Source organism: Streptomyces sp. NPDC006476, assembly GCF_040612015.1.
Lineage (GTDB): Bacteria > Actinomycetota > Actinomycetes > Streptomycetales > Streptomycetaceae > Streptomyces > Streptomyces griseorubiginosus_B.
Genome location: NZ_JBEXPK010000019.1, coordinates 127723 through 141411, shown reverse-complemented (window position 1 = coordinate 141411; position 13689 = coordinate 127723). Strand labels below are relative to the sequence as shown.

General features: G+C 71.0%; 11 protein-coding genes and 1 pseudogene. 11 read left to right on the top strand and 1 reads right to left on the bottom strand.

The features are described from left to right. The first annotated feature begins 51 nt into the window (after positions 1 to 51). The 4 genes and pseudogenes from ABZZ74_RS22695 to ABZZ74_RS22680 all read left to right on the top strand — a co-directional run. Positions 52 to 843 (top strand): type II secretion system F family protein, encoded by a 792-nt coding sequence (locus ABZZ74_RS22695; protein WP_356767592.1) that lies wholly within the window; start codon positions 52 to 54, stop codon positions 841 to 843. Positions 844 to 948: 105 nt separating this feature from the next. Beyond that, a complete protein-coding gene (locus ABZZ74_RS22690; RefSeq protein WP_356767590.1) occupies positions 949 to 1158 on the top strand; it encodes a DUF4244 domain-containing protein in 210 nt (69 codons plus the stop codon). Then, positions 1145 to 1516, top strand: coding sequence for a TadE family type IV pilus minor pilin (locus ABZZ74_RS22685; protein ID WP_356767588.1), 372 nt, complete (start codon positions 1145 to 1147; stop codon positions 1514 to 1516). The genes ABZZ74_RS22690 and ABZZ74_RS22685 overlap by 14 nt, the downstream gene beginning before the upstream one ends. Positions 1517 to 1692: 176 nt before the next feature. Continuing rightward, positions 1693 to 1971 (top strand): annotated as a pseudogene (locus ABZZ74_RS22680) (Rv3654c family TadE-like protein); the annotation flags it as partial. Here the strand turns inward: ABZZ74_RS22680 and ABZZ74_RS22675 are convergent. Beyond that, the gene (locus ABZZ74_RS22675) at positions 1949 to 4417 is read right to left on the bottom strand and encodes a DEAD/DEAH box helicase (protein WP_356767586.1); all 2469 of its coding nucleotides are present in this window, start codon (positions 4415 to 4417) and stop codon (positions 1949 to 1951) included. The pseudogene ABZZ74_RS22680 and the gene ABZZ74_RS22675 sit on opposite strands and share 23 nt — an antisense overlap. 161 nt (positions 4418 to 4578) lie before the next feature. Here ABZZ74_RS22675 and bldG point away from each other — a divergent pair, with 161 nt between their 5' ends. From bldG to ABZZ74_RS22640, 7 genes are all read left to right on the top strand, one after another. Further along, a complete protein-coding gene (bldG, locus tag ABZZ74_RS22670; RefSeq protein WP_003975386.1) occupies positions 4579 to 4920 on the top strand; it encodes an anti-sigma factor antagonist BldG in 342 nt (113 codons plus the stop codon). 118 nt (positions 4921 to 5038) lie between these two features. Continuing rightward, complete coding sequence (locus ABZZ74_RS22665) at positions 5039 to 5470, top strand: ATP-binding protein (protein WP_356767584.1); 432 nt, start codon at positions 5039 to 5041, stop codon at positions 5468 to 5470. Between the two features lie 328 nt (positions 5471 to 5798). Then, positions 5799 to 8207, top strand: coding sequence for a sodium-translocating pyrophosphatase (locus ABZZ74_RS22660; protein WP_356767582.1), 2409 nt, complete (start codon positions 5799 to 5801; stop codon positions 8205 to 8207). 206 nt (positions 8208 to 8413) lie between these two features. Beyond that, on the top strand, positions 8414 to 9010 hold the full coding sequence (locus ABZZ74_RS22655) for a small secreted protein (RefSeq protein ID WP_133044244.1): 597 nt from the start codon (positions 8414 to 8416) through the stop codon (positions 9008 to 9010). A 43-nt stretch (positions 9011 to 9053) separates the two neighbouring features. Then, positions 9054 to 10574, top strand: a complete 1521-nt coding sequence (locus tag ABZZ74_RS22650; protein ID WP_356767579.1) for a methyltransferase — start codon at positions 9054 to 9056, stop codon at positions 10572 to 10574. 181 nt (positions 10575 to 10755) lie between these two features. Further along, positions 10756 to 13149, top strand: a complete 2394-nt coding sequence (locus ABZZ74_RS22645) for a protein kinase (protein ID WP_356767577.1) — start codon at positions 10756 to 10758, stop codon at positions 13147 to 13149. Between the two features lie 130 nt (positions 13150 to 13279). Next, on the top strand, positions 13280 to 13477 hold the full coding sequence (locus ABZZ74_RS22640; protein WP_356767575.1) for a hypothetical protein: 198 nt from the start codon (positions 13280 to 13282) through the stop codon (positions 13475 to 13477). Positions 13478 to 13689 lie beyond the last annotated feature (212 nt).

Sequence of the window (13689 nt, the reverse complement as noted above, 5' to 3'; positions counted from 1 at the left end):
ACGGGTTCCGATGCGTGGGCGGAGCTGGACGGGACGGGGAGAGGGGTCGGTGTGAGCGCGGATGTTGTCCACAGGCTGGGGGTGACGGTGGGGATCGTGGTCGTCCTCGGATGGCTGCTGCGGTGGCTGGAGGCGGTGCGGCGGGAGCGGAGAGTGCGTCGGCGGCTGGCCGGGCTGGTGTCCGCCGTGGAAGGAGCGGTGGACGGGCCTCGGTTCGAGGTCGGTGAGGTCGCACGGAGGTGGGCGCCGGTAGCCGGGGTGGTGGCCGCCGGGTGGGTGCTGGTCGGCGGAGTGGCCGGGTTCGCGGTCGGGTTGGTCGTAGGGGCCGGGCTGTGGTGGTGGCGCCGTCGGCAGGGTGCGGTCGCTGTCGCGGAGGCGGTCGACGCTGCCAAAGCGGCCGGGCAACTGCCGCTTGCCTCCGATCTGTTGGCGGCCTGCATCGCGGCGGGGGCCGCTCCGGTGTTCGCCGCGCAGGCGGTGGGCGAGGCCCTGGGCGGAGTGGTCGGTGACGCGTTGGCACGGGGCGCGGCCGAGGTACGGCTCGGGGGTGAACCGGCGGAGGCGTGGCGGAGGTTGGGCGCTCTGCCGGGTGCGCAGCCCCTGGCGCGGCTCCTGGAACGGGCCGACGTGTCCGGTCTCCCGGCCGCCGCACCGGTGGCCCGGCTGGCGACCGAGGCCCGCGCCGACTGGGCCCGCGCCGCGACCGAGCGAGCCAGACGCGCGGCCGTCATGGTCACCGTGCCGGTGGGGCTGTGCTTCCTGCCCGCGTTCATCGCGGTCGGCGTACTGCCCGTGGTGATCGGGCTCGCGGGCGGGGTGCTGGGGGGAGGAGGTGGCGGCTGACGGTCGTGCAGCAGGCAGGTAGCAGCAAGTAGCAGTCGAGCAAGTACTCGAGCAATCAATCGAGCAATCAGTCGAGCAACAGGAACGAACCTCACGGGGGTTGAGATGTGCAAGGTGGTACGGGCGCGGCTGCGCGCCCTGGTGTGCAGGGTGCATGCGGTGCGGAGGGACGCGGGAATGGTGACCTCCGAGTACGCGATGGGGATCGTGGCGGCGGTGGCGTTCGCGGTGGTCCTCTACAAGGTGGTGACGAGCGGGGCGGTCAGCGCGGAGCTGCAGGCCATCGTGAAGCGGGCGCTCGATGCGCGGATGTGAACGGCGTGACACGGACCGTGGGTTCGTGACGGCGGAGTCGGCCGTGGTGCTGCCCGTGCTGGTGATGTTCGCTACGGCCCTGGTGTGGGGGCTGCTCGTGGTGGCCGCGCAGATCCAGTGCGTGGACGCGGCACGCGCCGGGGCACGGGCGGCCGCCCGTCAGGACCCGGCCGGCGCGGTCGTCGAGGTGGCCCGCGAAGCCGCCCCGCGCGACGCGTCGGTCACGGTCAGCCGGGAAGGCGACCAGGTTCGGGTCACCGTCGTGGCGAACCCACCGGCGCTGGACGGGCTGCCCTTCGAGGTACGCGAGGAGGCCGTGGCGTCGGCGGAGGAGATGGTGGGGGTGAGGGGACCGTGACCGGCGCGTTCGCTCGACGCCGACGGGGCGCGGCGGCCGCGCGGGAGCCAAGGCACGGGCCTACGGTTGACCGGCGCTCCTGCGGCCGCTCAGCCGGGGCCGGGGGTGCTGATCGTGATGTCTGGAGCCGTCGGCATGACGACCGTGGATCCGCCACCGTCTGGAGCGTCGGTGCCATCGCCGTGTTGTGTGTGGTGTTCGGGGTCGTGCTCGCCCTGGGGCAGGCCGTCGTGGTCCGGCATCGGGCGGCCGGTGGCGCGGATATGGCGGCGCTCGCCGCGGCGGATCACTGGGCTGACGGCGGTGCGGCGGCCTGTGCCCGGGCCGATCAGGTGGCTCGGGCACAGGGCGTGCGGCTCGTGCGCTGTGTGATCGTGGGCGAGATCTCGGACGTGACGGCGGCTTCGGGAACGGGCCCGTTCACCGCGGAGGTCAGGGCACGGGCGGGCCCTGCGGAGCCGAACCCGGCGCCCACTCCTCCACCGGCACGCCGGCCCCCTCCGGCACCCCCACAACCCCATCCCCCGGCTTCTCCTGCGGTGCCCCCCGCAACAGCACCGTGAGGAGTCGTACCGCGCCCCTCTTGTGGAGTGGGTCGTTGCCGTTGCCGCACTTGGGGGACTGGATGCAGGACGGGCAGCCGGCGTCGCACTCGCAGGAGGCGATGGCCTGACGGGTGGCGGTGAGCCAGGTGCGGGCGGTGTGGAAGGCCCGCTCGGCGAAGCCCGCACCGCCGGGGTGGCCGTCGTACACGAAGACCGTAGGCAGGAGCGTGTCGGGGTGCAGGGGGATCGACACGCCGCCGATGTCCCAGCGGTCGCAGGTCGCGAAGAGGGGCAGCATGCCGATCGACGCGTGTTCGGCGGCGTGCAGGGCGCCGCCGAGGATCTCGGGGTTGATGCGGGCCTCGTCGAGCTGGTCCTCGGTGACCGTCCACCACACCGCGCGTGTGCGCAGCGTACGAGGAGGGAGGTCGAGTTTCGTCTCGCCCAGGACCTCACCGGTGATCAGACGCCGGCGGAGGAAGGAGACGACCTGGTTGGTGACCTCGACGGAGCCGTAGCACAGGCGGCCCTCGCCCCAGGGGATCTCGGTGTCGGTCTCCAGGACGGAGATGGACGTGGTGTCCCGGGCGACCGTCGAGTAGGGCGGGTTCGCCTCCGAGACCAGGGCGACGGAGTCGTCCAGGTCGAGGGAGCGCACCAGGTAGGTGCGGCCCTGGTGGAGGTGGACCGCGCCCTCGTGCACCGTCGTGTGCGCCGCGCCCGCGTCCACGGTGCCCAGCAGACGGCCGGTGCCCGCTTCGACGATCTGGACCGGGCGTCCGCCCTCGCCACGGATGTCGGTGAGGTCGGCGGCCCGTTCCCGGCGGGTCCAGTGCCAGGCCTTCGTGCGGCGGCGCAGGAGCTTCGCGGCCTCCAGTTGGGGCAGCAGGCTCTCGGTCTCGGGGCCGAAGAGATCCAGGTCCTCGTCGGTCAGGGGCATCTCCGCCGCGGCCGCGCACAGGTGCGGGGCGAGGACGTACGGGTTGTCGGGGTCGAGGACCGTGGATTCCACCGGCTGGTCGAAGAGGGCCTCGGGGTGGTGGACGAGGAAGGTGTCCAGAGGGTCGTCGCGGGCCACGAGGACGGCCAGCGCGCCCTGCCCGGCGCGCCCGGCGCGGCCCGCCTGCTGCCACAGGGACGCGCGCGTGCCCGGGTAGCCGGCGATCACCACGGCGTCCAGGCCGGAGACGTCGATGCCGAGTTCGAGGGCGGTCGTCGCGGCGAGGCCCAGCAGTTCGCCGGAGTGGAGGGCCTGTTCCAGGGCGCGGCGCTCCTCCGGGAGGTAGCCGCCGCGATAGGCCGCGACACGCCGGGCGAGGGAGCGGTCGACCTCGGCGAGACGTTCCTGGGCGATGACCGAGATCAGCTCGGCGCCGCGCCGGGAGCGGACGAAGGCGACCGAGCGCACGCCCTGCACGGCGAGGTCGGTGAGCAGGTCGGCGGTCTCGGCGGTGGCGGTTCGGCGGACCGGGGCGCCCTTCTCGCCCCGCAGCTCGGTGAGCGGGGGCTCCCAGAGGGCGAACAGCAGCTCGCCGCGCGGGGAGGCGTCGTCGGCGACCTCGACGACCGGGAGGCCGGTGAGGCGGCGGGCGGCGACCGCCGGCTCGGCGGCGGTGGCGGAGGCGAGGAGGAAGACGGGAGAGGCGCCGTAGCGGGCGCAGAGGCGGCGCAGCCGGCGCAGCACCTGGGCGACGTGGGAGCCGAAGACACCCCGGTAGGTGTGGCACTCGTCGATGACGACGTACTTCAGCGACTTCAGGAAGGAGGACCAGCGGGGGTGGGAGGGGAGTATCCCGCGGTGCAGCATGTCCGGATTGGTCAGGACGTAGTTGGCGTACTGGCGGATCCACTCGCGCTCCTCGAACGGCGTGTCGCCGTCGTAGACCGCGGGACGCACCGCATTTCCCAGAGGATGTGAAAGTTCCTTCACGGATCGGCACTGGTCGGCCGCGAGCGCCTTGGTGGGGGACAGGTAGAGGGTGGTGGCACCGCGGCCGTTCGGGGCCTCGGAGCCCTCCAGGAGGGTGGAGAGGACCGGTACGAGATACGCCAGGGACTTGCCGGACGCGGTGCCGGTGGCGACCACCACCGAGTCGCCGTCCAGGGCGTGCTCGGCGGCGATCGCCTGGTGGGCCCAGGGGTGCTCGATGCCGCAGGCCTGCACGGCCGCGACGACCTCCGAACGAATCCGGTCAGGCCAGACGGCATGCCGACCCTCGCGCGGGGGCAAGTGCTCCGTATGAGTGATGCGCGAAGCCCGGCTCGGCCCGGAGGCGAGCCGGTCCAGGATCGTGCCCGGTGCGAGCCGGGACACGGGGTCCGCCGGGGATCGATCGGATCGGTGATTCTTGGCCATCGGCACCGAGTGTGTCACTGGCGTGACGGACAATGGGACCAAGGCGTCGTGCACGTCTGCCGTAAGTGATTGAATGCCATCGCGGCTGGCGAACCGTTCCGGGGGCTCTGCCGAGGTGTCCCGAGGGGCGACCGCTCGAGTAGCAAGGTGCTGGAGGATCCGTGGACCTGTCCCTGTCGACCCGTACCGTCGGCGATCGTACGGTCGTCGAGGTCGGTGGCGAAATCGACGTATATACCGCGCCCAAGCTGCGCGAGCAGCTGGTCGAGCTGGTGAACGACGGGAGTTTCCACCTCGTCGTCGACATGGAGGGCGTGGACTTCCTCGACTCCACCGGGCTCGGCGTGCTGGTCGGCGGCCTGAAGCGGGTACGAGCCCATGAGGGCTCACTGCGCCTGGTCTGCAACCAGGAGCGCATTCTGAAGATCTTCCGCATCACCGGCCTCACCAAGGTGTTCCCGATCCACACCTCGGTCGAGGAAGCGGTGGCGGCGACCGACTGACCACCGCCCCATGGAGCGGGAAGGGTCCGCTCCCGGGACGGAAGATGTACCGACAGGGGGTCCGGGCTTTCGGCGGCCCGGTCCCCCCACAGCACGCCCGTAGTTCCGAGGGGGACGCATGGCCACCGTTGAACTCCGCTTCAGCGCGCTGCCCGAGCACGTCAGGACCGCCCGACTGGTGGCGGCAGCGGTGGCGCGCAGGGCCGGAGTCGACGAGGCCGTCCTCGACGAGGTCAGGCTCGCCGTCGGCGAGGCATGTTCCCGTGCCGTCGGACTACACCAGAGCGCCGGCATCACCACGCCGGTGCAGGTGAAGCTGATCGAGGAGGAGAAGCAGTTCTCCATCGAGGTCGGTGACGAGGCCCCGCACTCGGTGCCCGGAGACCGGGCACCAGGGTCGCTGGGTGACGATGTGGAGGCCGAGGAGGACGAGATGGGCCTCGCGGTCATCAGCGGCCTCGTCGACGACGTAGAGGTCAGTGCGGGGGAGAACGGCGGGTCGATCCGGATGACCTGGCCGACCACTCCGCCGGTCGCGGTACTCCCCTGACCCCGCCCTCGTACCAGCTCAACGACACCTGAAGATCACCGGAAGACCGCCTGAAGGGCCCTGCTGAGCAGGGCCCTTTCAGTTTTTCCGATCACCCTTGGAATTCGTGAATGAATTCACGATCAATGAGGTGATAATTCGATCAAGCGGCAATGCGGCCGTCAATGCCTTTGGGGCGTTACCTCTTTCGGGTTCCCTGGCGTGACGTCGATCATTTGCTGAGGAGCATGTGAAGGCTAATTCCGTTTCCCGTGCTCTGTTTTGATCAGGTCGGGGTACCTAGAATCCGTCCACATCTTGAGCTCAGCCCAAGCGTCAAGGAGGACGAATGGCGGGGCTTTCTACCCCTCATGAGTTGGACCACCCCACAACCTTCGCAGCCGCAGTGCTCACCGACGACAACCGGATCATCGTGACGATCATCGGGGTCGTCGCGCTGGCCGCGCTCGTGGTCGCGGGCATCCTGGTGCGCCAGGTGCTGGCGGCGGGCGAGGGCACCGACAGCATGAAGAAGATCGCGGAAGCGGTCCAGGAAGGCGCCAACGCCTATCTGGGACGCCAGCTGCGCACGCTCGGCGTATTCGCCGTCGTCGTGTTCTTCCTGCTCTTGCTGCTGCCCGCGGACGACTGGAATCAGCGCGCAGGCCGATCGGTGTTCTTCTTGATCGGCGCCGCGTTCTCGGCGGCCACCGGTTATATCGGCATGTGGCTGGCGGTGCGCAGCAATGTGCGTGTTGCCGCGGCGGCCCGGGAAGCGACGCCGGCGGAGGGTGAGCCGGAAAAGGATCTCACCACCGTCTCGCACAAAGCCATGAAGATCGCTTTCCGCACGGGCGGCGTCGTCGGCATGTTCACGGTGGGGCTCGGTCTGCTGGGCGCCTCCTGTGTGGTGCTGGTGTACGCGGCCGACGCGCCGAAGGTGCTCGAGGGCTTCGGCCTCGGAGCCGCTCTGATCGCCATGTTCATGCGTGTCGGCGGCGGCATCTTCACCAAGGCCGCCGACGTCGGCGCCGACCTGGTCGGCAAGGTCGAGCAGGGCATTCCGGAGGACGACCCGCGCAATGCCGCGACCATCGCCGACAATGTGGGCGACAACGTCGGCGACTGCGCCGGCATGGCGGCCGACCTCTTCGAGTCGTACGCCGTGACCCTGGTCGCCGCGCTGATCCTCGGCAAGGTGGCCTTCGGTGACTCCGGGCTCGCCTTCCCGCTGATCGTGCCGGCCATCGGCGTGATCACGGCCATGATCGGCATCTTCGCGGTCGCCCCGCGCCGGGCCGACCGCAGCGGCATGTCCGCGATCAACCGGGGCTTCTTCATCTCCGCGGTGATCTCGCTCGGGCTGGTGGCGGCGGCCGTTTTCATCTATCTCCCGGCCAAGTACAGCGACCTCGACGGCATCAGCGACGCGGCGATCCGGGCCAAGGACGGCGACCCGCGCATCCTCGCGCTCGTCGCCGTGGCGATCGGCATCCTGCTGGCTGCCGTGATCCAGCAGCTGACCGGCTACTTCACCGAGACCAACCGCCGCCCTGTCATGGACATCGGCAAGTCCTCGCTGACCGGCCCGGCCACCGTCGTCCTCGCCGGTATCTCGGTGGGGCTGGAGTCGGCCGTCTACACCGCCCTGCTGATCGGCCTCAGCGTCTACGGGGCCTTCCTGCTCGGCGGTACGTCGATCATGCTCGCGCTGTTCGCGGTGGCGCTGGCCGGCACCGGTCTGCTCACCACGGTCGGCGTGATCGTCGCCATGGACACCTTCGGCCCGGTCTCCGACAACGCGCAGGGCATCGCCGAGATGTCCGGCGACGTCGAGGGCGCCGGCGCCCAGGTGCTCACCAACCTGGACGCCGTAGGCAACACGACGAAGGCCATCACCAAGGGCATCGCCATCGCCACCGCCGTCCTGGCGGCGTCGGCGCTCTTCGGGTCGTACCGGGACGCGATCACCACGAACGTTCAGGACGTGGGCGAGAAGCTGACCGGCAAGGGTGCCCCGCTGAGCCTGTCCCTGGACATCTCGCAGCCCAACAACCTCGTCGGCCTCATCGCGGGCGCGGCGGTCGTCTTCCTCTTCTCGGGGCTGGCGATCAACGCGGTGTCGCGGTCGGCGGGCTCGGTGGTGTACGAGGTGCGACGGCAGTTCCGCGAGCACCCCGGGATCATGGACTACAGCGAGAAGCCGGAGTACGGCAAGGTCGTCGACATCTGTACGAGGGACGCCCTCCGGGAGCTGGCCACACCAGGTCTGCTCGCCGTGATGGCGCCCATCTTCATCGGGTTCACGCTCGGCGTCGGCGCGCTGGGGTCCTACCTTGCCGGTGCGATCGGTGCGGGTGCGCTGATGGCGGTGTTCCTCGCCAACTCCGGTGGCGCCTGGGACAACGCCAAGAAGCTCGTCGAGGACGGTCACTACGGTGGCAAGGGCAGTGAGGCCCATGCCGCGACGGTGATCGGCGACACGGTCGGCGACCCCTTCAAGGACACGGCAGGGCCGGCGATCAACCCACTGCTGAAGGTCATGAACCTGGTGTCGCTCCTCATCGCACCCGCGGTGATCAAGTTCTCCTACGGCGACGACAAGAACCTCGGGGTACGGATCGGGATCGCGGTCTTCGCCCTCATCGTCATCGTCGGGGCGGTCTACGTCTCCAAGCGGCGGGGGATCGCCATGGGAGACGAGGAAGGAAATTCGGAGCGAGCGTCCAAGTCGCCGGACCCCGCGGTGGTTTCGTAGACGGTCTTATGGCGCTCCACTTCAAGGGGCGGGCGGGAGGCGCGGGTTGACGCGTCGACCGCCCGTCTTCGTCTGTGCGCCCTACTGTGTGCAGGCTCACGGTGAGCCTTCTCTCGCCTGGTGCAAATGGATTCAAAAAGGTCTTTAGTGGACGCTCGGCATGGGGTTGCCGTCTGTGCGGCGTGTATGTTCCGGGGCCGAGAGCCATGGAAGGGACCAAACCGGTGAACAAGAAGCTCGCGGCCGCACTGTCCGGCGGTGCGGTACTGGTACTGGCGCTGTCGGGATGCAGCAGCAGCAACAACAACGACAAGCTGGACTCCTGGGCCAAGCAGGTCTGCGACGGCGTACAGCCGCAGGCCAAGAAGATCGAGGCCGCCAACGCCGCGATCCAGAAGGAGACCTCGGACAACAGCACGCCGGAGCAGGTCCAGCAGACCGACGCGCAGGCCTTCCAGGACATGTCCGACGCCTACAAATCGATCGGGGCCGCGGTGCAGAACGCCGGGGCGCCGAACGTCGACGACGGGGCGAAGAAGCAGCAGGACGCGGTCAAGGAACTCAACGACATCTCCGCGTCCTACGCCTCGCTGAAGGCGCAGGTCGACAAGCTGGAGACCAAGGACCAGGCCAAGTTCGCCGACGGGCTCAAGGGCATCGCGACCTCGCTGGACAAGCTGAGCCAGAGCGGGAACGACGCGCTGAAGACGCTCGAGGAGGGCGAGGTCGGCAAGGCGATGGCGAAGCAGGAGAGCTGCAAGGCGGCCTCGGCGACGCCCTCCTCGGCGGCGACGGGGAGCTGAGCCGGGGCTGCGGACGGTCGCCGCTGGCCGCCACAATGGGGGCGTGAGTATCTCCGGCCTGCCCGCCCTGCCAGCCTCCGACCGTCCCGACGTCGCCGCCCGGCTGCGGGACGCCCTGCTCGGGGCGTCCTTCACCGCCGACGGCCTGCTCGACCTGCTCGGCGCGCCCGCGTACGCGGCGCTGGCGCGCAGCGAGACCGTGCCGGCGCTGCGGGCGACGCGCGGGGACACCCCGCTCGAGGTGCTCGTACGGCTGTTCCTGCTACAGCAGCCCGTGCCGCACGCGCGCGTGGAGGCCGTTCTGCCGCTCGACGCCTGTCTGGAGAGCGGGTGGCTCGTCCCGGCGGGCGTGGACGAGGTGGCCGCCACCGTGGACGTACGGCCGTACGGCGGGCCCGACGGCGAGGACTGGTTCATCGTGTCCGACCTGGGCTGTGCCGTCGGCGGCGCCGGTGGCATCGGCAGCCGCGAGGAGGGCGTCGTCCTCGGCGTCGGCGGCGCCTCCACGACCCTGGCGGGCATCACCGTCCGTACGCCCGCCTCCAGCGCCCTGGACCTCGGCACGGGGTCCGGCATCCAGGCGCTGCACGCCTCCCGGCACGCCACGCGTGTGACGGCGACCGATCTCAACCCACGCGCGTTGCACATCACCGCGCTCACCCTGGCCCTGTCCGGCGCCCCCGCGGCCGATCTGCGCGAGGGCTCGCTGTACGAGCCGGTGCTGGACGACGAGACGTACGACCTGATCGTCTCCAACCCGCCCTTCGTCATCTCGCCCGGCGCCCGGCTGACCTACCGGGACGGCGGGATGGGCGGGGACGATCTGTGCCGCTCGCTCGTTCAGGGTGCGGGGGACCGCTTGAACGAGGGCGGGTTCGCGCAGTTCCTCGCCAACTGGCAGCACGTGGAGGGGGAGGACTGGCAGGACAGGCTCAGGTCGTGGGTCCCGCGCGGCTGCGACGCGTGGATCGTGCAGCGCGAGACGCAGGACGTCACGCAGTACGCCGAGCTGTGGCTCAGGGACGCCGGTGACCACCGGGGCGACTTGGCCGAGTACCAGGCGCGGTACGACGCGTGGCTGGACGAGTTCGAGGCGCGCAAGGTGAAGGCCGTCGGCTTCGGCTGGATCACCCTGCGCAGGACGGGCGCCGCCGTGCCTTCCATCACCGTGGAGGAGTGGCCGCATTCGGTCGAACAGCCGCTCGGAGAAACGGTGCGGACGCACTTCGACCGCGTCGACTACCTGCGCTCGCACGACGACGCGGCCCTGTTGGAGGGGCGCTTCCGGCTCGTCACCGAGGTCGTCCAGGAACAGGTCGGGCTGCCCGGTGCCGAGGACCCGGAGCACGTCGTGCTGCGCCAGCACCGGGGCATGCGCCGCGCCACCAAGGTGGACACGGTCGGCGCGGGCTTCGCGGGCGTGTGCGACGGCTCGCTGAGCGCCGGCCGCATCCTGGACGCCATCGCCCAACTGGTCGGCGAGGACCCGGTGTTGCTGCGCGACCGGACACCGGCGCAGATCAGGCTGCTGGTGGAACAGGGGTTCCTGGAGCCTGCGGAGTGACCGGCGTGCCGCAGGTCGCTCATGGGAAGAGCTCGCACCCCTGATGGCTCTGCGTCCGATCTGCCGCGATTTACGGGATTGGTGACGAAAAGTACTCCTGTCAGTGGTGCATGCGACGCTACTTTCTAGAGACAGGCTCCACGCGTCCTCGGGGGAGGCGCGCTGTCTCGGGGGAGGCGCCATGGCGGGGGACACGCCGGAACACGGCCAGGGCCGGATGATCAACGGACGGTACCGGCTGCTGCGCACGCTGGGCGCGGGCGGCATGGGCCGCGTCTGGCTCGCCCACGACACCGAACTGGCCTGCGAGGTCGCGGTCAAGGAGATCGCGCTGCCGGACCTGCCGGTGGACGGGGACGAGACGGCGCAGCGCATCGCCCGGGCCCGCAGCGAGGCCCGGCACGCGGCGCGGCTGCGGGGTCATCCGCATGTCGCCACGGTGCACGACGTGGTGGTCCACGAGGGGCTCCCGTGGATCGTCATGGAGTACGTCCCGGACGCGGTCGACCTCCAGGCGGTGATCCGGAGTTCGGGCCCGCTGCCGCCCGCGCGGGTGGCCGAGATCGGGCTCGCCGTGCTCGACGCGCTCACCGCGGGCCATCGCATCGGCATCCTCCACAGGGATGTGAAACCGGCCAACATCCTTCTGGCGCCGGACGCTTCGGGCGACGCCTACGCGCGCGTGCTGCTCACCGACTACGGCATCGCCCTCATGCCCGAGTCCCACGAACCCCGGCTCACCGCGACCGCGGGGATCCTCGGCACACCCGGGTACCTCGCACCCGAGCGCGCGCGGGGCGAGCCGCCCACCCCGGCCGCCGACCTCTTCTCCCTCGGCGCCACGCTGTACGCGGCCGTCGAGGGCCGCGGCCCCTTCGACCGCCACGGCGACTACGCCACCCTGACCGCCCTGCTCGGGGAGGAACCGACCCCGCCGGCCCGCGCGGGCGAACTGGCTCCCGTGCTCCACGGGTTGCTGGTCAAGGACCCGGTGCGCAGGTCGGCGCCGGAGACGGTCCGTCCCGCCCTGGAGAAGGCGCTGCACCAGTCCGCGGCACAGGCACCGGCGAAGGGATTCGGCCCACCGCAGGGATACGCGGCGGGTGCGGCACAGGGCGGTCCGCCTCCGCCCGGGTACGGGGCGTACGCGGCGCAGGGAGGTTCGTCCCCGGCGGGGTACCCGGGTGGCGCGCAAGGGAGTTCGTCCCCGCCCGGGTACGCGGGTGCCGCGCAAGGCGGTTCACCCGGCTCACCTCCGCCCGGGTACGGTGCGGCGCCGCCCGGATACGTGGCGAGCACGCCCTCGCAGGGCAGCACGCCGAACAGCCCACCGCCGCCGGGGTACGTGGCGGGTGGGATGCCTGCGGGGTACGCGGGCGGTGCTACGCCCCAGGGACATGGGGCGGGCGGCACGCCTCCCGGATACGTCACCGCAGGACCGTACGGCGAGCAGTCGCCCGTACCGCCGGGCGGACCGCACACGCCCGGGGCGCCGCAGACCCCCGACAACCCGCCGACTCCGACTCCGACTTCGCAGACGCCGGGCGGCCCGCAGGCCCCGGTGCCGTATCCGGGCTGGAATCCGTACGCGAGCAGCCCCACCGTCACGTACGCGGGAACCGGCGGCACCGGCGGCCCGGGGCAGAGCCCGGCGGCCGTACCGCAGCCCGGTGGCCCCCGGCGTTCCCGGCGGACCGTCGTCATCGTCGCCGCGGTGGCCGCCGTGACGCTCGTGCTCGGGGTCGGAGTGTGGGGCGCGGTGTCGCTGACTCGCCACGACAACAGCGCCCAACCACACAGGAGTCCGTCGGCGCGGTCGTCCCCGCAGCCGACCCCCACCGGGCCGGTGTACGTGTACGGCGAGCAGGTCGGCCTCACCAAGCCGCTGCAGGCCGGGGACTGCGTGAAGGCCGTGTGGTCGGGCGAGCCGTTCAAGTCGCCGCCCAACCTCGGGGTCGTGGACTGCGCGAACGACCTCCCCGAGGGCCAGGTGGTCGCGGTCGACTCCGCGGCCGACTACGCCGACGCGCGCGCCCACGGCGCCGACCGCTGCGCGCGCCAGAGCGAACCGCTGGCGCGGAGCCTCCCGGACGCGGGGTACTACGCCGTCGTACCGACCCGCCAGGGATTCGGCGCGTCCAGCGGCGGTACGGCCTGTCTCGTCCTCGGCCGGCACATACCCATCGGGGGCGAGGTCGGGCGGTTCCGGGACGCCGGGATCGACATGGCGGCGGCCCAGATGAGCGTCGGCGACTGCTTCACCTACCTGGAGGAGAAGGACACCACCCACACCTACCTCACCGACTGCGCACAGGCGCACACGGACCAGGTGATCGGCTTCGCCCGGGCCCCGGCGAACATGGACTTCACCACGGGCACCAAGAACGCCGAGAAGCTCTGCACCAACAAGTTCGAGTCGACCTGGTCACCCGGCTCCGGCCGGGCGATCATCGGCTGGTGGAACACCAAGGAGAACTGGAACCAGGGCTTCACCACGGTGATCTGCACGATGGAACGCGCCGACGGGGAAAAATCGACGGGACAGCTGACCCCGCCGCCGTCCGGCTCGGCGTGACGGTCCCGCTTGGGCAACGCATGGCGGTCCGGACTCCTGGCGTTCACCCCTGGTTCGCCCGCGCGTCTCCCGACGCTGCGAGCGTCCGGGTCCAGCACCCCCGCACGGAACGGCACGGGAAGGACCCACCATGGAGAGCGGTCCGGCGATCTTCACCGGCACGGTGTTCGCCCTGTTCGGAGCCGCCCTGCTGGCCTGGGTCGCCGTCCGGCTGCGGCACCGGCGGCCGGTCGCCCTCGGTGTGAGCCCGGTCGCATCCGCGGCCCTTGCCACCATCGCCGGCGCGGGCGCTGTCGCGGTCGGCGTCTGGTGCTTCGCAAGCGTCTGACGACGCGATCTCCCAAGCCGCGCGGAGATGGCCGGGAGTGACCGGTACGTGACGTTCCGCCCGCTGCCCGAATGCCGCTGACCACTCCGTGCGGCAGGAATGGCGCGACTCGGGTTACCGTTCGAGTGGCCGTTGTGGGCTTTTCCCGTTTGACACGGGGGCGGGATGTACCGTCACACTCCGCAGCGTCACCATGACACGACCCCGGGAGG

What these genes read in the sequence shown, in the direction of transcription:
- ABZZ74_RS22665 (WP_356767584.1), top strand. Translation starts at nt 5,039, where the DNA reads ATGGCCACCGTTGAACTCCGCTTCAGCGCGCTGCCCGAGCACGTCAGG.
- ABZZ74_RS22675 (WP_356767586.1), bottom strand. Translation starts at nt 4,417, where the DNA reads ATGGCCAAGAATCACCGATCCGATCGATCCCCGGCGGACCCCGTGTCC.
- ABZZ74_RS22640 (WP_356767575.1), top strand. Translation starts at nt 13,280, where the DNA reads ATGGAGAGCGGTCCGGCGATCTTCACCGGCACGGTGTTCGCCCTGTTC.
- ABZZ74_RS22685 (WP_356767588.1), top strand. Translation starts at nt 1,145, where the DNA reads ATGCGCGGATGTGAACGGCGTGACACGGACCGTGGGTTCGTGACGGCG.
- ABZZ74_RS22660 (WP_356767582.1), top strand. Translation starts at nt 5,799, where the DNA reads ATGGCGGGGCTTTCTACCCCTCATGAGTTGGACCACCCCACAACCTTC.
- ABZZ74_RS22645 (WP_356767577.1), top strand. Translation starts at nt 10,756, where the DNA reads ATGGCGGGGGACACGCCGGAACACGGCCAGGGCCGGATGATCAACGGA.
- ABZZ74_RS22690 (WP_356767590.1), top strand. Translation starts at nt 949, where the DNA reads ATGTGCAAGGTGGTACGGGCGCGGCTGCGCGCCCTGGTGTGCAGGGTG.
- ABZZ74_RS22655 (WP_133044244.1), top strand. Translation starts at nt 8,414, where the DNA reads ATGGAAGGGACCAAACCGGTGAACAAGAAGCTCGCGGCCGCACTGTCC.